Here is a 19422-nt window from a genome sequence, read left to right on the forward strand (position 1 = left end):
TTGTAGTTGAGGATCTCTATGGGTCTACGTTTCCGTAAAAGCATTAAACTTTCGCCAGGTATCCGAGTCAATCTTGGTCTGAAAGGAGCCTCTTTATCAGTAGGCACGAGAGGAGCATCTGTAAATATTTCTTTAAGAGGAGTGCACGGGAATGTTGGACTGCCTGGTACTGGTCTCTCATATCGGGCACGGTTGGATAGCCGCTCAGGCCAAAGGAAATCTTCTTCTTCCGTCTGCGCCCCATCAAAAGTATATTTATCAATTAAAAACACTGGAATAGTTGAAGCGTATAACGAGCGAGATGAACGCTTGCCCCCTCGATTTGTTAAGGAGGAAGAGAAAAGAGACCCGGCAGGCTTTCAGGCGTTTTACAGGATAAACGAAACAGTATTAATGAATTAACTCAGAAATTAACAGATCTTGTATTGGCTATCCCTGAACCCAAATACCGGCCAACTCTGATTCATCGCCCCTTTTCTTACGCTATTCCTGAGAAGGAGGAGAACTCTGTTATCATTTCGGAATTACCATCAGTGCCCAAGTGTCCTCAGTCTTCTTGGCTGGGTAAGACGATTTCTCTTTTTCAGTCACGCAGGATGGCCAGGTATGAATGTGCTCAGGGTGAATACAGGGAAGCCTTGAAAAAACATCAAAGACTCCAGAAAGAATACACTCTTGAGCAGGATAGAATCGATAAGACTTATCAAAAGGCAATGAATCGTTATCATGCGTTGCGTCAAGTACATGAAAATGAAACGCGAGGGTTGTAAGATCAGCGTGAACGGTCGTTACGTGAGAGCCTGGATGCTATGTATGAGGTGTTTGAGGATGCAGTTCAGGAAGTCGACTGGCCACGAGAAACGCTTGTATCATTCAAATTTAGTCGTGATGGAAGACAGTTGTATATAGATGTTGATTTACCTGAAATTGAAGATTTCCCCCTGAAGGAAGCTGAAGTTGATGGTCCTCGATTGAGGATTAGAAAGATGACTGTTACTAAGCAACGCAGTATATATGCTCATCATATAGGAAGTGTTGGGCTTCTCCTGTGTGGAATAGGCTTCAACCGGCTGCCAAGTGTTCGGCAGGTGATTATTAGCGGATTTTCACAACGGATAGATGTACGTACTGGCCACACCAATGAAGAGTACCTTTATAGCAGTATCATGAGTCGCAGACTTTTTAGTCAAATTGATTTTTCGCATCTTGGCGATATAGACCCTATGAGCACCTTTTCTATTGGTGAACTGCGGTGCAATATGTCCAAAACAAATTTATTTAAACCAGTTTTACCATATAGTGAAGACGACATAGTAAGTCTGTATGGTTAGTAGATGCCCTTTGCGATGGCCTGAATAACGAAGTAATCGCATAACATTAAGGAAAAACGATACTGTGAGACGTTTACCTGTTTATCTGTTAATCGATGTATCCAGTTCAATGACTGGTGAGCCTATTGCGGCCGTTCGAAATGGTATGGATACCCTGTTGAGCAGTCTCCGGCAGGATCCTCATGCTTTGGAAACGGCAGCACTTTCAGTTATTGAGTTTGGCTCTGAGGCAACGCAAAGTGTGCCGTTGACTGAATTGATCGGATTTCAGGCTCCAACCATCGAAGCAAATGGTTGGACGGCTATGGGGGAAGCACTCTCTCTGCTGAATTCCAAAGTTGAACAGGAAGTTAGAAAAACGACACCCGATATGCGCGGAGACTGGAAGCCTTTGGTTTTTCTCTTTACTGATGGCATTGCCACGGACGACTTGCAGAAAGGTGTGGACAGCCTGGATCGGTCTAAACTCGGCATTGTTGTGGCCTGCGCTGCAGGTCCTCGTGCTCAGATCGAAGAGCTGAAAAAAATAACGGATAGTATCGTTCGTTTAGATACTCTTGACAGCGCAGGGATTGCCGCATTTTTTAAGTGGGTTTCAGCTTCTGTGAGTACCAGCTCGGTCAAGATAGATCTGACTAAGAAAGAGATTTCAAGCCTTGATGAACTGCCTCCTCCTCCGGAAGAAGTGCAGGTTGTTTTTTGAGTGTGCGATGAATAGCCCTTTATTTTCAAATTCTGGTCTTGTCGTTGTGTGAGGTTTTTATGGCTCGTCGTCTACCTGTTTATTTATTAATTGACTCTTCCGGCAGTATGGCGGGAGAGCCTATTCATGCTGTTAATGTTGGATTAAGCTCTTTGGTTGCCGGGCTTCGGCAGGATCCCTATGCGCTCGAATCAGTGGCTTTATCAATTATTACGTTCAGTAATACTATTGAAGAGCTGTTTCCTCTGACTCCTTTGGAAGATGTTCAGATTCCTGAAATTGTTTTACCAAGAAGTGGTGCCACACATCTAGGTGAAGCGCTTGAGTCCCTGTGCCAGAAAGTCGAACAAGGTGTTCAGAAGTCCACATCGGCAAATAAAGGTGACTTCAGGCCTATGCTGTTTGTGTTGACAGATGGTAAGCCAAGTGATCTTCAGCTGTTTGATCAGATGACCGTAAAGATTAAACAGGCCAACTTTGCAGCCATTATCGGGTGTGCAGCTGGTCCGAAAGCCAAATCAGAATTTCTGCAAAAGCTGACCAGTACAGTTGTCACATTGGATACTATGGACTCGTCGGCTTTTAGTGCGTTCTTCAAGTGGGTATCTGACTCTATAGCTGCAGGAAGTCATTCCGCTGGCATTTCAATGGATACAAGCAATGGCACTCTGCCTCCTCCGCCTGAAGAAATTCAACTGGTTCTGTAAACAGGGAGATAAGAATGCGCCGATTACCGGTTTATTTTGTCCTGGATGTCTCAGAATCCATGGTTGGTTCTCCGCTCCGGCAGCTGGAAAGTGGTATGGAGCAAATTGTGCGCTCCCTGCGGACAGATCCTCACGCACTGGAAACCGTATATCTCTCAGTGATTGCTTTTGCCGGGAAAGCTGATGTTATTGCACCATTGATTGATGTTGTCAGCTTCTATCCACCGCGCTTACCTATAGGAAGCGGTACTGCACTTGGCGATGCCCTGAACTGTTTGATGAGTAGTATCGAACGTGATGTCGTTAAAACCACTCCCGAACGTCGTGGTGACTGGAAACCAGTGGTATTTCTGATGACTGACGGGCATCCGACGGATCAGACTGATAACGCTATTACGCGATGGAAAACTCAATTTTCCCATCGTGCGCAGTTAGTTGCTATTACTCTTGGTAGTCAGGCCGACACGTCAATACTTTCCAGCCTGACTGATGATGTGTTGTGTTTCGAAGGAAATGATGAAAAAGCATTCAGGCAGTTTATTGATTGGGTGAGTGCATCAGTCACTGCGACCAGTCATTCTGTGAAAGCTCATGTTGACGGTGTATCTCTGGCCAAGAAACCCACAGGCCTTACCCTTGTTAAGGATTTCCCTGCACATGTAGAAAGTGGTGTTGACGACTCTGTCGTTGTTCTCACCGGGCGTTGTCAGAAAAGTGAGCGCCCCTATCTTATTAAATACAACCGCAGTGAAGATAATCCGTTTTGTGGCAAGGAGTACGACCTGGAGGGGGCATTCGCTGTTGAAGAAGGCTTTTTTACCTGGTCTGCATCAAGTAACGATGGCCCCCAAGTCAACACCGAGGAACTGGCAGGTGTTCCCCCCTGTCCCCATTGCGGTAATGCGACAGCGTTTGCGATGTGTGGATGCGGGAAGTTGCTTTGTACTAACGGACCAGGTCCGTATACCTGTCCCTGGTGTAAAAATACGGGATTGTTCTCTGAAGGAAGTAGTGGTGATTTTGATGTTACGCGAGGGCGGGGATAATGGGACAACGGCGACCCGTATCTTTCTGTCAGGTGCGTGATTTGGTCTCTGCAGTAGGGCAAAATCCCAGTGATGCACTGATAAACCAACTATTAAGCGATACCGTTTTTTGCTCTATTTTTGAAACTGTTAAAACGTCCGTATTACAGAATATGAAGCATCTGGATATCCATTCTGTAGTTGTAGATGAGGCACATTTTAACCTCTCCTGTTCAGTAACCGCGGAGGAGGGGGGGAAGTCATCAGGGAGCCAGTGCTCTGAAGATGATAAAAGCGGTGAAGTTGAGTCATCTCAGGGTGGGCAGGATAGAGATATGGGTAATGTTGGCAACGAGTTCCCTGAGTGTCAGGATGTCGTTCCTATCGAGTTTATTGCTGCATCGATTGTTGAACAAGAGAAAAATCCCCCCCAGCCAGTCACTAGCCTGACAACCTCCCTTGAGCCTGATGGGCATAATCATGAAGAGACAGACTCTCCATTGATGCCAGGGCAACCCATTGAGACCGAGGAAGATGCGTTAGCCCAAACCTGTAGCCCGGATGCTTGTCCGATAGAAAAATTGGGTGTTAATGATCAGACTCCCACCGTTTCCGGAGAAGTTATGGACAATGATAAGGATAAATCATCTGACGTGTCAGTAAATAAGCTCACAGTGGTTGGTAAGCCCAAGAACGATAGAAGGACTCTTCGTGTCAACATGCCTAATGGAATGTGTGGGCGTGAGTATGAACAAAAAGTGCCGGTAGATAATCTTTATATTGAGGCTTGTCATATTTCGGATGATTTGCATGTTGAGTTTGATAAAGACTTTCAGCAGGTAAAGGGCACACCACAACAGGCAGGTGATTTTGACGTTCGCATTGAGGGTTATTTGTGTGGCAGTGATGATAAACCTGCAAGCCGGCGGGAAGATGTATTCGTTATTGCACGTATGACGGTGAATCCTGACCCGCGTTCTCTCTGGAAGGAATTACCCTCTGACCAGGAGGCACTGTTCCATAAGCCGGATATGGCCAGTGCCAGTATAGATACCAGTTGTTACCGAATGATGGCAGTCAGCCGCCGGGGGCGGAGTCATGCCCATAAGGGGGCGCACCGAGATGATGAAGCCAGCGTGAAACATCTGCAGGAGAGTGGCTGGCATATTCTGGCAGTGGCTGACGGTGCGGGCAGTTGCAGTTATTCACGGCGTGGCTCAGAGATTGCGGTGAAAGTTGCCGCTGACCACCTGACGAATGTGCTCAACAGTCCGATGGGCGACACGCTTGTATCTGTCTGCCTGGAGCAGGACGACCTTGAAATCAGCTTCAGCAAGGCAACAGTCAGCGCTTTGCGAGAGACTTTGGTGAATGCAGCTTTTCAGGCCGCCAAGGCGATTGAAGGTGAGGCAGAAACGCATAACCTTGCTAACAAAGAGTTTTCCACAACATTGCTATTGTTGATTCATAAGAAAACAGAGAAAGGCCACCTCGTAGCCACGTTTTCTATTGGTGATGGCGCGATTGTTTCGTATGACAAAGAACAGGGTGTCAATCTGCTTTGTACACCGGATAGTGGTGAGTTCGCGGGGCAAACACGGTTTCTTGAGGCCGGTTTATTCCAGTCTGATGCGATTTACCAGCGTGTTAAAATTTGTCTGCTTCAGGATTTTACAACACTCATGGCCATGACGGACGGCATCACGGATGCAAAGTTCGAAACTGAAATTATGCTGAGCCAGGATGAGCCATGGCATGCGTTATGGGCTGAAATTGCGGCAAAACTGTCAGGATCATCTGATCAGGCTGAATCGGCCATGCTGGAATGGCTTAATTTCTGGGTACCCGGAAACCATGATGATCGTTCCATTGCGCTGATTACCGGAGATGGCAGGCATGAGTAATATTGTTCGTGTCCCGTTACCCAATGATGATTACATCGAGTATGTTGATGAAATGATTGGTTCCGGGGCAATGAAAGATGTGTATTTCACGCCCTGCAAAACCAAAGTTGTTGCATTCTATCGAGAACCTCAGGGTGCCGCTGCTCGTGATCGTCTTGAGATGATTACCAGTGTTTATCGTGAACGCATTTTTAACGCGCCAGGCGGCGAGTATTGGAAAGGTATGTTCTGCTGGCCCGAACAGGTCATTGAATACCAGGGCAAGCTGGGCCTGATTATGCCGGTCTATCCCAAACATTTTTTCTTTGAGCACGGCAGTGTTAATGGAGATATGCTCGGAATTAAAGGCAAAGAAAAACAGGGGAAATGGTATGCCTCCCCAAATAACCAGACACGCTTCCTTGACCCGCGGGAGCGTGGTCACTGGCTCAACTATTTACAGGTCAGCCTGAAAATTGCCCGTACGGTCCGACGGATGCATGCGGCCGGGCTGGCTCATTCTGATTTGAGTTATAAGAATGTCCTCATTGCACCAACTCAGGCTCGGACCAGCGTGATTGACGTCGATGGGCTGGTCGTGCCGGGTAAATATCCGCCGGATGTCGTTGGAACACCGGACTTTATTGCCCCTGAGTGTGTGGCAACGGCGCACCTGGATAAAAATGATCCGCAGAGAAAATTGCCAAGTATTTACACGGATCGGCATGCGCTTGCCGTACTTGTGTATCACTACCTTTTACTGCGCCACCCTCTCCGGGGCGATAAGGTTCACGCACTGGATCCCCATGAAGATGAAACATTGGCCATGGGTGAAAATGCACTGTTCATTGAGCACCCGACCGAGACTGGTAATCGTATCAAACTGAATAATGTTCGCGAGAGCGAGCTACCCTGGAAAGATACAGAAAAGCTGCCGTATACGATCACTGGACCTTATTTATGCAAGCTGTTTGAACGTGCCTTTATAGATGGTTTGCACAATCCCGCTGTAAGGCCAACAGCTGATGAGTGGGAAACAGCTTTGGTCAAATCGTTAGACCTTGTTCAGCCATGCTATAACGATGGCTGTTCCCAACGCTGGTATGTATTTGATAACACGACCAGCCCGGTTTGCCCATTCTGTGGGGCCAGATACCAGGGGCAGCTCCCTGTGCTGAATTTGTATTCGTCGCGGGATGGCCAGAGCTTTAAGCCGGATAATCATCGCCTGATGGTGTATCGGGATCAGTCTTTGTTTCCCTATCATATTAACAGGCAGATAGTGCCTAACGAGCGTTTGGTTGATAGCAACAAAAAGCGAGTAGGCTACTTCATTAAACACCAAAATAAGTGGCTGCTTGTTAATGAAAGGATGGACGATTTAACGGATGTGGCTAGCAAACAACGGATTCGAACTGGCAGTCATGTTGAGCTGACTGATGGGTTACAACTGCTTTGTAACAAAGAGCCCGGTGGTCGACTATTCGTGGTGCAGTTAGTCAATGGTTGAGGAAAGGAGGTAGGAGTGGATATAAGTCGCTGGACATGTAATGGGTGGGGCGATAAGGTTTCTGGAGACTAGAGTTTTCAGGGGGGCTTCTTCGAAGCCACCAAAAATTGCAGTATGACTCCTCGATTCTATGAAAACAGCTGGATAAAAAATGCAGTTACAATCAGGGCAAAATGTACAAATTTCAGGCCAGCAACTAACTATAACCTTTAAAGCTCAACAGATACCCTCAGGGTATATTGTTGACTACAGCTGCTTTGCGCTGACAGGCCAGGGCAAGGTGCGTAGTGATAATGATTTTGTGTTTTTTAACAATTGTGCTCTCGGTCGGGCAGTTACTTTATCCGTTAAAGATAATAGCTTTTCGATGGACATAGGATTAATTCCAGAGCGGGTGGAAAAGCTGGCATTTTGCCTGACATTGCAGAAGGGGGAGGAAAAAAGGCAGACAGTTTCCGGCCTGCAACAAGTTGTTTGTAACATCCGCGGCGAGATGTTTTCTTTTAATCTGGATACAACAGGGCGTAATGAATGTGCTTTGATCATGGCGGAAATCTATCGTCGTAATGGTATCTGGAAGTTCAGAGCACTTGGACAGGGCTTTAATGGTGGGCTACAGCCACTGGCAGAGAGCTTTGGGGTGGAAATTGATGAGGCTGAAAGTTCGCAAACGAAAGAATCATCCAAGCCGATCAGCTTAAGAAAAATCACTCTGGAAAAAAGTGGCGATAAAGTTTCTCTAGAAAAAAAGGGACGCTCATTAGGTGAGGTTGTTGTTAATTTGAACTGGCAGAGTCGTGTGCCCGCCAGCTCAGGTTTCTTTGGCAATTTTCTCCGGGGGAGCGATGCGAGTGCAATTGACCTAGATCTTGGCTGTCTTTTCGAACTTAAAAGTGGACATAAAGGTACCGTTCAAGCTCTGGGTAATAGCTTTGGTCGCTTGTCTGGACCTCCATATATTGCGCTTGATGGCGATGACCGTACTGGCAATAGTCGGGCTGGAGAAACGCTACGTATTAATGCTCGACACTGGGAGTCTATCCATCGTGTGTTGATTTATGCCTTTATCTACGAAGGAGCTCCGGCTTGGAATGAAGCACTCGCTAAAGTTACAATTCAATCATCAGATCAGCCTGAAATTGTTGTGAATCTTGATAACCATTCCCAAGGTGAAGGTATGTGTGCCATTGCACTCTTGGAAAATGTAAATGGTGCTTTGCAGATTCGTAAAGATGTGAAATATTTTCGTCGAGGTCATTCCCAGATGGACGAAGCCTACGGCTGGGGTATGAGATGGAAAGTGGGAAGTAAATAGTAAAAGGTCTGAACTCTCGTTCATCGTTAAACTTCGATGATAATTTTAGTGTGGATGAAGTATATAGACACCATAGTAACTGGGTATCCTGAATGTCCGTCTAGGTTTAAGGGTATACAGTTGAGAGCAAGTTAAGGTTGGTTGCGTTATAAGAATTTACTCAAGCACTGTTGATGACATTTATCTCATGGTGATTGTTTATAGCTCTCAGTCCATAGCATGGATTGAGACTGTTATTTATAAGTCGTACAAAAGGAATATCAGAGTGTTGAAAAATTTGTTGAGACAGGGTAAAGAAAAATTTAATGAGTTGAAAACCGAAGCCCTGAAGTATAAGTCTAAGGATTTTTTGAGTGCAAGCCTGGCCGGTTCTGCTCTGGTCGCGATGGCAGACGGCTCAATTGATTCTCAAGAAAAACAGAAAATGATGGCGTTCATTGAGAGCAATGAGGCACTGTCTGTCTATGAAACCAGTGATGTGATTAGTACGTTTAAAAACCATATTGAAACTCTGGAATTTGACAAGGATGTGGGTGAAGCCAAAGCTTTTCAGGCAATCGGTAAAATGCGTAACAAGCCTGAACAAGCTCGCCTGATTATGCGCATGGTTATTGCTATCGGAGCATCTGACGGAGATTTTGATGCAGACGAGAAAGCTATTGCCTGCCGTATTGCGATCGAGCTGGGTTTGCTACCGGCAGAGTTTGATCTAGCTTAAGCTTTGCTAACTCATTGCTTGAGATAAAGCAATGAGTAGGGGTATACCTACTCTGGAAAGTTGTAAAACAAGGAGTGACTAAGCCTCTTGCAATCCTTGTATGCAGGCTGTACATATACGACTATGGATTCGCGTGATGTCTGTGTATTTCTGCAATGTAGCTTTTCAGGTTTTTTATTCGCGCTTACGATAATTTACTCACTACAGGAAGGCCAGAATGGCTATTAATCTCAATAAAGGTTCTCGAATCAACCTTGAGAAAGAATCACCAGGGCTGACCAAGCTTCACCTTGGCCTTGGCTGGGATTTGCGTAAAACCGATGGTCAGAGTTTCGATCTTGACGCTTCCGTTTTGATGTTGGATGAAGCTGATAAAGCGATCGGGGAGCAGGGTTTTGTATTTTACAATGCTAGTACCTCTGGTTGTGGTTCTGTCGTACACCAGGGAGATAACCTCACTGGGGAAGGTGATGGCGATGATGAAGTTATCACTGTTGATCTCAGTAAAATCCCTCAGAATGTTCAGAAGTTGCTGGTTGCCGTGACTATTCATGATGCAGGCTCCCGTAATCAGAATTTTGGCATGGTAGATAATGCATTTATCCGTATCGCCAACCTGGAAAATGATGCAGACATAGCGCGTTACGACCTGACTGAAGACTACAGTGCTGAAACAGCATTGATTTTTGCAGAGATCTACAAAAAAGATGGACAGTGGCGAGCTGTAGCCAAAGGAGATGGTTTTGCTGGTGGTCTGTCAGCGTTCCTAGGTACGTATGGCCTGAGTTGATTGGTATTTTTTCATGGTGAGGCAACTTACCACTTCATGCTAGAAAGGAGTTAAATGTCATGGCTGTTTCTTTGTCTAAAGGCGGTAATATTTCTCTGGAGAAGGCTGATCCAGGTATCAAAAATATCCTTGTCGGCCTTGGCTGGGATGAGCGTGCTACCGATGGGAAGGACTTTGATTTGGATGCCTCCGTGTTCCTGTTAGGGGAGAATGGAAAAGTACGCGGTGATCACGATTTTATTTTCTACAATCAGCTGACCTCTCAGTGTGGTTCTGTTGTACATCAGGGAGATAACCGCACAGGTGAAGGTGATGGTGACGACGAGGCAGTTAAAATCGACTTGTCTTCAGTGTCTGCTGATATCAATAAGATTGCGGTTACCGTTACTATTCATGATGCAGAGAAAAATGGCCAGAACTTTGGTCAGGTTGCCAATGCATTTATTCGTGTTGTGAATGATGAAACCGGTGTTGAAGTTGCTCGATACGACCTGACTGAGGACTACAGCATCGAAACTGCGATGATTTTTGGTGAGTTGTATCGCCATAATGGTGAGTGGAAGTTTAAAGCTGTTGGTCAGGGCTTTGCTGGTGGCTTAGGTCCAATGGCGAAAGAGTACGGTGTTAACATCGGCTAGGCATCTTAATATTATTAAGCCCTCCCGCATATGCTGGGATGGGCTTTGTCATATTTACTGTTTTTTACTGTTATTATTTTTACTTGCTGTGTGTCTTAAAAGGGATTTGCGCAAGATAAAAGCGGAATTTTTATGACGTTATCTACTTTTGGTATTCGCGCCGGACAGCTGAATTTCCGTACCACTCATGAGAGGCGTTCACTCGATGAGTTGTTGGATTTTGCCAGTCGCGAAAACCCTAAACGTGGATTCTTATTTGTATCTAAGATTCTTGGAAAGCATATCCCCGTAGCCCCGAGTGCAATGCGGTCTATTTATGATGAATTGGCTACTTTAATCGCTTCTGGTGGCTCCACTTACGTTGTTGGCATGGCCGAAACAGCCACAGGGCTGGGTGCTGGTGTCGCAGACAGTTTGAGCCAGATATGCTCTTCCAGTGTTTTTTACCAACACACGACCCGTCATCATTTGCAGCAACCACTGTGGCTTCAGCTTGATGAGGTCCACAGCCATGCAGTTGATCATTTGCTGTATAAGCCGAGCGACATGTGTCGTGAAGGCATTTCCTCGTCTAAACGTCTGGTTCTTGTCGACGATGAAATTTCTACCGGGCGAACACTTTTACTTCTGGCTGAGCGCCTTCTTCCACACTTGCCAAACGTAGAAGAGATTGTTGTTGTCTCTCTGGTGAGCTGGCTGCATGAGAATGCAAAGACACCATTTCAGGGTTTACCCGTTCCTGTACGCTTTGTTTCCCTGCTGGAAGGTGAGTTTGAATTTACCCGTGACCCTACGTTTGTTGCTGAATTGCCGCAAAATGTTGATAAAGATCTATCAACATCTCTATCGATAGAGGATATGGGGCGTTGTGGTATGAAGATGCCTTTTCAGGGAGATCTTCCTGTTATTGAGGGTAATGGTGCGTTAACTGTCGTCGGGGATGGAGAACACCTTTATTTGCCATTTTTGATTGCAGAGAGAGAAGAGTCGGCTGGCCGGGATGTACTGTTTCAATCGACAACCCGTTCACCTGTCCTCCTAGGTGGGGCGATAAAAAGTAAGAGAGCATTCTCTATCGATCACCGGCCTGTCGAGCACTATATCTATAATCTGGCCGAGAGTGAGCGTCATGTCGTTGTCATTCTGGAAGATGAGTCCAGGCGTGAGGAACATGAATTGGCCCGTTGCTTCCCTATGATAAGTACGCTCGATATGGAACCAGTCATTGATGTTGTCTGAATCGAAAGTCTGGGTATTTACTGACCTAGACGACACACTGTTTCAGACGGAACGAAAACTTCCGGCTGGTATGCCGTCAAAAGTTGCAGCGCTGGACAAAAAATGTGAACCCAGTTCATTTTCTACGCCTCAGCAGTGGGCTCTGTTAAGTATGTTTCACAGTGGCGGAGCTACAATCATTCCAGTCACTGGGCGTAACCATGCTGCTTTTGAGCGTCATGTGTTGGGAGGAGAGCTTTTTGGTGATCTTCGAATCCTGTCCCATGGTGCGGTAATAATGAACAGAGACGGTCATCTGCATGCCCCATGGATGGATTACCTTACCCGGAATTTCAATATTGATGCCTGGGCAGGGCGCTTAGATACGTTTAATCAGATGGTAGAGAGTCAGATTGAGATAAGCCAGCTTCCGCTTCGCACCAGGGTTATCGCTGAGCAAGGTATTAGTGCATACATAAGTATTAAGTCTAATGATACAGAGCAGGCTGAGCAGTATTTAAACTCACTGTTGGAACAGCTCAATAGTTTCAAGGATATGTCATCCTGGGGCGTACGTTTGCATATTAATGGGAACAATATGGCGCTGATGGCTCCATATACATGCAAGGCTCAAGCCGTACGATATGCAATGGATGATATTGGAATTTCTTCACAGGACCTTGTGCTTGGGATAGGGGATAGCTTAACGGACCTGCCATTTTTGCGGGAAGCTCATTTTGGAATATTTCCCAGAGGCAGCCAAATTGATAAGGGTATGGGCTAATGACAGTATCCGTATCAAATAAGCCAATCCTTGGAAGTTATTCGGCTGATGACTGTCTTTTTTTATTAAAACCCATCCCGGGAGATTTTCTCTCCATTGAAGATAAGGAACGGTTAATACAAGGAGGTCAGCGTCATTATTCTGAGATGATTCATCAGGAGCAGGCTCCAACTGCTGAATATACTCAACTTTTCCTCTCTATGACGGCACAGTACTGCCAGCGCTTAGCTGACGAAGTGATGTTGCTGGCTTCCTTGATTTCAGAACGCAAACAGGGCGATATTTGCCTTGTATCACTGGCCCGAGCAGGAACGCCTGTTGGTGTTTTATTGCAGCGAGCTTTAAATAAGCATCTGGGACGTAAAAGTACTCACTTCAGTATCAGTATTATCCGCGATCGTGGAATAGACACTAATGCTCTTGATTATATTATCTCGGCTGGCCACGACCCTGAATCATTAGTCTTTGTTGACGGCTGGACAGCGAAAGGTGTGATCACTAATGAGTTGCATCAGGCTGTTGGTGATTATAACGAGAGCCGAAGAGTTCACATTTCACCAGAGCTGTTTGTAGTCTCTGACATCGGAGGAAGTGCTGATGTAGCAGCTACATATGATGATTATACGATTCCGTCTGCCCTCATGAACTCTACAGTTTCCGGACTTGTTTCTCGCTCTGTCCTGAATGATCAGATATCGAAAAATGATTTTCATGGCTGTGTTCGTTACGACCATTTACATGATGTTGATCGGTCTGTCTGGTTTGTTGATGAAGTCAGTGCCTGTTTTGTGGGGGCTCGGCGTATCAGCCCTGTTATTATTCCTCGCGAAGACCGCCAGAGAATGACCGCTAAATTTCTCCAATATATTCAAATTCATTACAGTGTTAGTAATATAAACCGGATAAAGCCGGGTATTGCTGAAGCAACGCGTGTCATGCTTCGTCGAGTCCCTGATTTACTTTTGGTGCAGAACAAAAGTTCAGAAGATGTTTCTCACCTGATACGTTTGTGCGAAGAAAAGAAAATTGATTTGATAGAGTTGCCAGATATGCCGTTTGGGGCCTGCGCGATCATCAAAGACGTGTTGCAGGGGGTAGTGGCATGAGGCCTTTATCTTATTTTTCGTTGGGTGCAACACTGTATACTCCCTGTATTCATCCCAGCCTGACGCGAGTTATGCAGAATGGTTTGGGGGCAAGAAGCATGGTGTTCTGTACTGAGGATTCAGTGAATCCCGATGAAGTTCAGCTTGCCCTTGGTAAATTAGCCTCCAGTTTGAAGTTATTGCGGAATGATCAGCGTTTCTTGCGATTTGTAAGGCCTCGTACTCCTGAAATACTGGATAGAATCCTGTCTTTACCGGGTATTGAGAAGATAGAAGGGTTTGTTCTCCCCAAGTCAGACCTGACTACGTTACCGTTGTATCGAGCTGTACTGGCAAAGCATCGGTCAGATCATGTGATCATGCCTACGCTGGAAAGTGTTCAAATTTTAGATACGTCCCTGCTTCCCCGCATCCGCATGGAGTTGGATCATATAAAGAGCCGTGTTGTGTGCCTTCGTATTGGAGGCAATGATCTTATGAATCTGATGGGGTTAAAGCGCTTGCCGGGATTGTGTGCATACGACACACCATTACGTATGGTGATTGAGCAATTATTGCTGACTTTTCGACCTCATGGGTATGAAATTTCTGCTCCCGTTTTTGACTTTATTGATGACCGTACAACTCTTTCGCAAGAGGTCGAGAGAGATATTAGTTATGGGATGTATGCCAAAACAGCTATACACCCTAATCAGTTGTCAATTATTGAAGAGCAGTACACGCGGTATACACAGCTTCATATTGAGCAGGCTCAGGCCGTTTTGGATGTCGATGCAAAAGCTGTGTTTCAGTTAAGCGGGCAAATGATGGAACGTACTTGTCATGCTAATTGGGCAGAAAGAACTCTGGCGTTGGCAGAAAACTTTCATCAGAAAGAATTGGCGGCAGCCAATGGGTAATACCGACAGGTGTTGTGTCACAAGGTGATGCCCCGTTTGCTCGGGTGGCATCATTGTTCTGGTTACTATAAGGAGCTTTAAATAATGGCTATTTCTCTTCAAAAAGGTCAGCGTATCTCCCTGGAGAAAAACGGATCTACTTTGCTGCGCATGTGTGTTGGGGTGAATTGGGGTGCGATTACCAAAAAAGGTTTTTTTGGAGGTATAAAAAAAGAAGCCGTTGATCTGGATGCTTCTGTTGGCGTTTTTGATGCGAATGGGCAAGTGCTGGATGTTATTTATTTCGGTAATTTGAAGTCTAAATGTCGTGGTGTTTTACATAGCGGTGATGATCTCACAGGCGATATGGATGGGGACGATGGCTTGGATAATGAAGTGATTAGTGTTGATTTAACAAAAATCAACCCTAATGCTGAGACGCTGGCTTTTGTACTGAACTCCTTCGGAGGCCATGATTTCAAAGATATTCCTTTTGCGTCAATCCGCCTATATGAGGGTACACCTACAAGTGTCGAATCTGTTTTTGCTACGTTTGACTTGGCTAATGACGCTACTTTTTCTGGTAAGGTGTCCATGATCATGGGCAAGCTTTATAAAAAAGGCAGTGAATGGAAATTCCATTCTATTGGTGAATCTACTGCAGATAGAAAGCTTGAAGGTACGCTTCAGACATTCACTCGTAATCACATCTAAAGGATACAGACTTGGCCTGATTACAGTTTTTTGAGTATGCCTTAAAAAATTTAACATCTACCACTAAGAGGTGCAGCAGCATATAGCTGTACCTCTTAGGCATGTCTATAAGAAAGAATTTCTCCCCCTCCCGTCTGGTAAGATATACTCCCAGCTTTAGTGGTTTTGGTTTTTCCCGTTCCTTTATTCTCAATAAAGCGTATTTTATGATTCGCTTAACAGTTCATGATATTTGTAGTTTGAATGTTAGTTATTAAATGGGTTGAAAGTATGAAAATACAACACGCTTTGCTCCTTGCTTTTATATTTATTTCTGGGTGCAGTGATAACGAGGTAGGGGAAGTATCTTTAGGTTTATTTACTACCAAAGATATAAAAATAAATGTACTTACTGACCCGGTTATTCCGGGTGTGACTTGTCATATCGCCAGTATAGAGGCTGATTTGGATTTTTCTGATCCTAGTGATGCCAGTATTTCATGCAGGCAAACGGGTGATATCACGGCAGATATGCTTAAGAGCATTGATCAAACGGCTTCGGGGGAAGTGATCTTCAGAAAATCAAAAAGTGTTTTATTGAAGGCATTGAAAACACGTCGAATTTATGATGCTAAATCGCAGACGTTAATGTACGTTTCGTACTCAACCAAGGAGATAAATGGTAGCTATAAACATAGTTTATCAACAGTTCCCCTGTGGGGCACTGCAGCATGGAAAAAGGCCCCAGTAGTAGAGCCTTAATGGTTCAACATAAAAATATCTATGTCTCTCTATTGACTAGCAATAAAATGAAAGGCGCGACTGAATCAGACGCGCCTCTTTTTCTTCCTGAGATTGTTATCAAGCAGCTTTGGCCATAGCCACCAGGAACTGGCGGATATCACCAGCACCCTCAGCCTTCTTTTCAAAAGCGATACGAGCCAGACGCTTTTCGATGCGGATCATAAACCCGAAGGGATCGACACCGGCCATTTCCGGCTTGTCGTCTTCCTTCAGTTCAACACCAGCCTGCAAGCAGTATTTCTTAATGGCATCAGCATGGTCTTCATTCATATGGCTGACCACACCCTCTTCAACCGAACCGGCAAAAGGGTTGGCTTCAGCCATCAGTTCATTCTCCAGCCAGTGAATATCACCAAAGCCACCAATGTAGCGGTTACGTACCGGCACGATGCGGTAAAAATCGAAGTTGTGGGTATTGTGATAATCCCGGGATTCGGGGAAAAAACTGTAATAACGGTTGATCGCCACTTCATCAGTAATCTGTTCAGCATCCCCCACCCAGGTCAGGCGGGCACCGGTCTGCACATCATCCATACCGGACTGGGCAATAGTCAGGGAGATCTTGGTGTTTTTCGCAATATTGCGGGTATGCTGGGCCAGAGAACTGATCAGAATCACCGGATAACCATCACCATCCAGACAATAGGGCACTACAGAACCAAACGGGTAACCTTCAAGAACCCGGGACTGGGTAGACAAAACACCACTGTATTCTGTTCTGAGAAATTCCCTTGCGTGGCGGGCGGATTCTACTCTGTCACTCATAATTTTCATCCGGTGTTGTTTGTTATCTAATCGCTTTGACGCAAATGATAATGAATCCCATTTGCAAGTCAACACTATAAACCCATCTTTACTTTTCTCGGCTCAAGGGCCGGTTCACTGAAAGAAAGGTATTTTCAGAAATTGGCATAGTCAGGCTCAGTGCTGCAGAAATTCCTGACGTTAAGTACCTGGACAGAGATAAAAGCTTTCGGAAAAGAATGAATGCAATAACGGGGAGTGAACAATCCTTGATAGACATTCAGGTCCGAATACCTGCTCTATGCTTTCAAACTTCAGCGCAGATGAGAATTTAGCCCGGATATTTCATAAATTGCCCCGAAGATCGCGTCGGGCCTTGTTGCTCTAAGGTGTTTGGCGAAGAAGTGCCGTACCGGGGTGTACGGTCGACTGAGTCAAATCTCCTTAGAGCGGCAGGGAACAAGCGAGATCGGGGCAATTTATGAAATATCCGGGTTAGCGCCTTATGAAAAAATTCCCGACAAAAGTCAATTCACGTATTTGATAACCAAGCGCTTGCTTGGTATTCTCATTTCCATCCTTTAGTAGAGGTTCAGGCCGTGCATAACAATCACTCCACAACCGGCTCTTCATCAAACCAGACTGTCCGCATCGGTTGTGCCAGCGCCTTCTGGGGCGACACGGAAACCGCCGCTCACCAGCTTGTACGCAAGAGCAAACTGGATTACCTGGTATTCGACTATCTGGCCGAAGTCACCATGTCGATTATGGCCGGAGCACGGATGAAAAATCCGGATGCCGGCTACGCCCCCGACTTTATCAAATACGCCCTGAAACCTGTTCTCAGCGAGATAGCTGAGCAGGGCATCAAGGTCATCAGCAATGCCGGCGGTGTAAACCCAAAGTCCTGCCGGGATGCCCTGGAAGCGGAAATCAAAAAAGCTGGCCTGAACCTGAAGGTTGCTCTGGTTCTTGGAGATGATGTCAAACCTCTCGCCAGTGAACTGAAAGAAAGCGGTGCCAGTGAGATGTTCTCTGGTACTGCCATGCCCGATACCCTGGTGACCATGAACGCCTATCTTGGCGCGGCCCCTATTGTTCAGGCCCTGGAAACAGGCGCGGACATTGTGATTACCGGACGAATCGCAGACAGCGCCGTTGTCACCGCTCCGCTGGTTCATGAATTTGGCTGGAAGATGGACGACTATCACCATCTGGCCCAGGCCAGTCTGGCCGGTCATGTTATTGAGTGTGGCGTTCAATGCTGCGGCGGTAACTTTACCGACTGGGAAACTGTCGCCGACAGTTACGACAATATGGGCTTCCCCATTGTGGAATGCCTTGCGGACGGCAGCTTTACAGTCACCAAGCCGGAGGGTACCGGTGGCCGGGTCTGCCGAGAGACTGTCGCTGAACAGATTGTTTATGAGATCGGTGACCCAAGAGCCTACTATCTGCCTGATGTCGTTTGTGATTTCTCCCATGTTGAGCTGGAAGAAACCGGCCCCGACCAGGTTCGAGTCACCGGCGCTGTTGGCCTGCCGCCTACCAATACATACAAAGTATCGGCAACCTGGACCGATGGTTTTAAATGTACCGCTGCGGTTGTTCTGGCCGGTATAGATGCCCGTAGAAAAGGGGAAGCTGTTGCCAGTGCCCTGCAGAAGAAAACCAGCCGTCTGTTTGAAGAACGGGATCTGGGTACTTACGACAATTACTCTGTAGAGGTTCTGGGCAGCGAGTCCGGCTATGGTCACCACTCCCGGACGCTGGAAACCCGTGAGGTTATTCTGCGTATTACCGCTTCCCATAAAAACAAACAGGCTCTTGCCCTGTTCTCCCGGGAGATTGCCCAGGCCGCGACAGGTATGGCACCGGGTTTTGCCAGTATTCTGGGTGGACGTCCTGGTGTAAGCCCTGTGATCAAACTCTGGTCCTGTCTGGTGGACAAATCCCGTGTTCCGGTACAGATTGAAGCTGATGGCCGGACGACAGATGTCGAAATTATGGCAAGCACTGGTTTTAAGGAGCCTGGGAATCAGGGTCTGTCTGAATTTATTCCTGAGGCTGCTGGCCCGCTTACAACAACTGTTCCGTTAATCAAGCTGGCTGTGGCCCGTTCGGGAGACAAAGGTAACCACGCCAATATCGGGGTGGTTGCCCGGCAGCCGGAGTATCTGCCTTTTATTACCAGTGCCCTGACTGAAGAGGCTATGGCCGAGTGGATGAGTCATGTACTTGATCCAGAGAGTAGTAAGGTGTCCCGCTGGCTGATGCCGGGGCTACATGCTTTCAATTTCCTGTTGGAAAACAGCCTTGGCGGTGGTGGCATGGCAAGTCTGCGGGCTGATCCGCTGGGCAAAACTTTTGGCCAGCAGCTGCTGGAGTTCCCTGTGCCAGTGTCTGAAGACCTGGCGAGGGATTTGGGTTGATAGCTTTCTGACGGAGTTCCGGCGGAGTAACTGGAGTCTGTTTACCGCGCTGCCGGGCTGTCCATGCCCAGGAGCGCTAGACGGTCAGTCCCTGGCCTATTTAAAAAGACTCCGGTTACTCCGCTAATGAAGATCTGTGTTTA

General features: G+C 46.4%; 19 protein-coding genes. 18 read left to right on the plus strand and 1 reads right to left on the minus strand.

Translation table 11 applies throughout. The features are described from left to right. The first annotated feature begins 18 nt into the window (after positions 1 to 18). From ACY2RQ_RS10130 to ACY2RQ_RS10210, 17 genes are all read left to right on the plus strand, one after another. Entirely contained in the window at positions 19 to 402 is a 384-nt protein-coding gene (locus ACY2RQ_RS10130) for a DUF4236 domain-containing protein (RefSeq protein WP_490112848.1), read from the plus strand. Positions 403 to 809: 407 nt separating this feature from the next. Further along, complete coding sequence (locus tag ACY2RQ_RS10135; RefSeq protein ID WP_490112849.1) at positions 810 to 1331, plus strand: hypothetical protein; 522 nt, start codon at positions 810 to 812, stop codon at positions 1329 to 1331. A gap of 64 nt (positions 1332 to 1395) precedes the next feature. Continuing rightward, entirely contained in the window at positions 1396 to 2034 is a 639-nt protein-coding gene (locus ACY2RQ_RS10140) for a VWA domain-containing protein (protein WP_490112850.1), read from the plus strand. A 44-nt stretch (positions 2035 to 2078) separates the two neighbouring features. Next, on the plus strand, positions 2079 to 2741 hold the full coding sequence (locus ACY2RQ_RS10145) for a vWA domain-containing protein (protein ID WP_490112851.1): 663 nt from the start codon (positions 2079 to 2081) through the stop codon (positions 2739 to 2741). 14 nt (positions 2742 to 2755) lie between these two features. Next, a complete protein-coding gene (locus ACY2RQ_RS10150; RefSeq protein WP_490112852.1) occupies positions 2756 to 3787 on the plus strand; it encodes a TerY-C metal binding domain-containing protein in 1032 nt (343 codons plus the stop codon). 152 nt (positions 3788 to 3939) lie between these two features. After that, complete coding sequence (locus tag ACY2RQ_RS10155; RefSeq protein ID WP_490112853.1) at positions 3940 to 5670, plus strand: PP2C family serine/threonine-protein phosphatase; 1731 nt, start codon at positions 3940 to 3942, stop codon at positions 5668 to 5670. Further along, complete coding sequence (locus ACY2RQ_RS10160) at positions 5663 to 7159, plus strand: helix-hairpin-helix domain-containing protein (protein ID WP_490112854.1); 1497 nt, start codon at positions 5663 to 5665, stop codon at positions 7157 to 7159. Before ACY2RQ_RS10155 ends, ACY2RQ_RS10160 begins: the two co-directional genes overlap by 8 nt. A gap of 151 nt (positions 7160 to 7310) precedes the next feature. Beyond that, positions 7311 to 8474 (plus strand): TerD family protein, encoded by a 1164-nt coding sequence (locus ACY2RQ_RS10165; protein WP_490112855.1) that lies wholly within the window; start codon positions 7311 to 7313, stop codon positions 8472 to 8474. A 265-nt stretch (positions 8475 to 8739) separates the two neighbouring features. Beyond that, positions 8740 to 9192: a tellurite resistance TerB family protein gene (locus ACY2RQ_RS10170; RefSeq protein WP_490112856.1), complete on the plus strand. Its 453-nt coding sequence runs from the start codon at positions 8740 to 8742 to the stop codon at positions 9190 to 9192. A gap of 217 nt (positions 9193 to 9409) precedes the next feature. Beyond that, positions 9410 to 9982 carry a TerD family protein gene (locus tag ACY2RQ_RS10175; RefSeq protein WP_490112857.1) on the plus strand — a complete coding sequence of 191 codons (573 nt, stop codon included), beginning with the start codon at positions 9410 to 9412 and terminating at the stop codon, positions 9980 to 9982. 59 nt (positions 9983 to 10041) lie between these two features. Next, on the plus strand, positions 10042 to 10620 hold the full coding sequence (locus ACY2RQ_RS10180) for a TerD family protein (RefSeq protein WP_490112858.1): 579 nt from the start codon (positions 10042 to 10044) through the stop codon (positions 10618 to 10620). 132 nt (positions 10621 to 10752) lie between these two features. Next, the gene (locus tag ACY2RQ_RS10185) at positions 10753 to 11859 is read left to right on the plus strand and encodes a phosphoribosyltransferase domain-containing protein (RefSeq protein WP_490112859.1); all 1107 of its coding nucleotides are present in this window, start codon (positions 10753 to 10755) and stop codon (positions 11857 to 11859) included. Further along, on the plus strand, positions 11849 to 12622 hold the full coding sequence (locus ACY2RQ_RS10190; RefSeq protein WP_490112860.1) for an HAD family hydrolase: 774 nt from the start codon (positions 11849 to 11851) through the stop codon (positions 12620 to 12622). Before ACY2RQ_RS10185 ends, ACY2RQ_RS10190 begins: the two co-directional genes overlap by 11 nt. Then, positions 12622 to 13728, plus strand: coding sequence for a cysteine protease StiP family protein (locus ACY2RQ_RS10195; protein ID WP_490112861.1), 1107 nt, complete (start codon positions 12622 to 12624; stop codon positions 13726 to 13728). Before ACY2RQ_RS10190 ends, ACY2RQ_RS10195 begins: the two co-directional genes overlap by 1 nt. After that, positions 13725 to 14627 (plus strand): HpcH/HpaI aldolase/citrate lyase family protein, encoded by a 903-nt coding sequence (locus tag ACY2RQ_RS10200; protein WP_490112862.1) that lies wholly within the window; start codon positions 13725 to 13727, stop codon positions 14625 to 14627. The genes ACY2RQ_RS10195 and ACY2RQ_RS10200 overlap by 4 nt, the downstream gene beginning before the upstream one ends. Positions 14628 to 14711: 84 nt before the next feature. Continuing rightward, the gene (locus ACY2RQ_RS10205) at positions 14712 to 15320 is read left to right on the plus strand and encodes a TerD family protein (protein ID WP_490112863.1); all 609 of its coding nucleotides are present in this window, start codon (positions 14712 to 14714) and stop codon (positions 15318 to 15320) included. Positions 15321 to 15590: 270 nt separating this feature from the next. Further along, a complete protein-coding gene (locus tag ACY2RQ_RS10210) occupies positions 15591 to 16061 on the plus strand; it encodes a CreA family protein (protein ID WP_490112864.1) in 471 nt (156 codons plus the stop codon). 99 nt (positions 16062 to 16160) lie between these two features. Here ACY2RQ_RS10210 and ACY2RQ_RS10215 read toward each other — a convergent pair whose 3' ends face one another. Then, entirely contained in the window at positions 16161 to 16868 is a 708-nt protein-coding gene (locus ACY2RQ_RS10215; RefSeq protein WP_490112865.1) for a HugZ family pyridoxamine 5'-phosphate oxidase, read from the minus strand. Positions 16869 to 17446: 578 nt separating this feature from the next. Here ACY2RQ_RS10215 and ACY2RQ_RS10220 point away from each other — a divergent pair. Further along, on the plus strand, positions 17447 to 19279 hold the full coding sequence (locus tag ACY2RQ_RS10220; RefSeq protein WP_490112866.1) for an acyclic terpene utilization AtuA family protein: 1833 nt from the start codon (positions 17447 to 17449) through the stop codon (positions 19277 to 19279). Positions 19280 to 19422: the final 143 nt, after the last annotated feature.

The sequence above is a fragment of the Parendozoicomonas sp. 209JJ7-1 genome, from assembly GCF_058147085.1.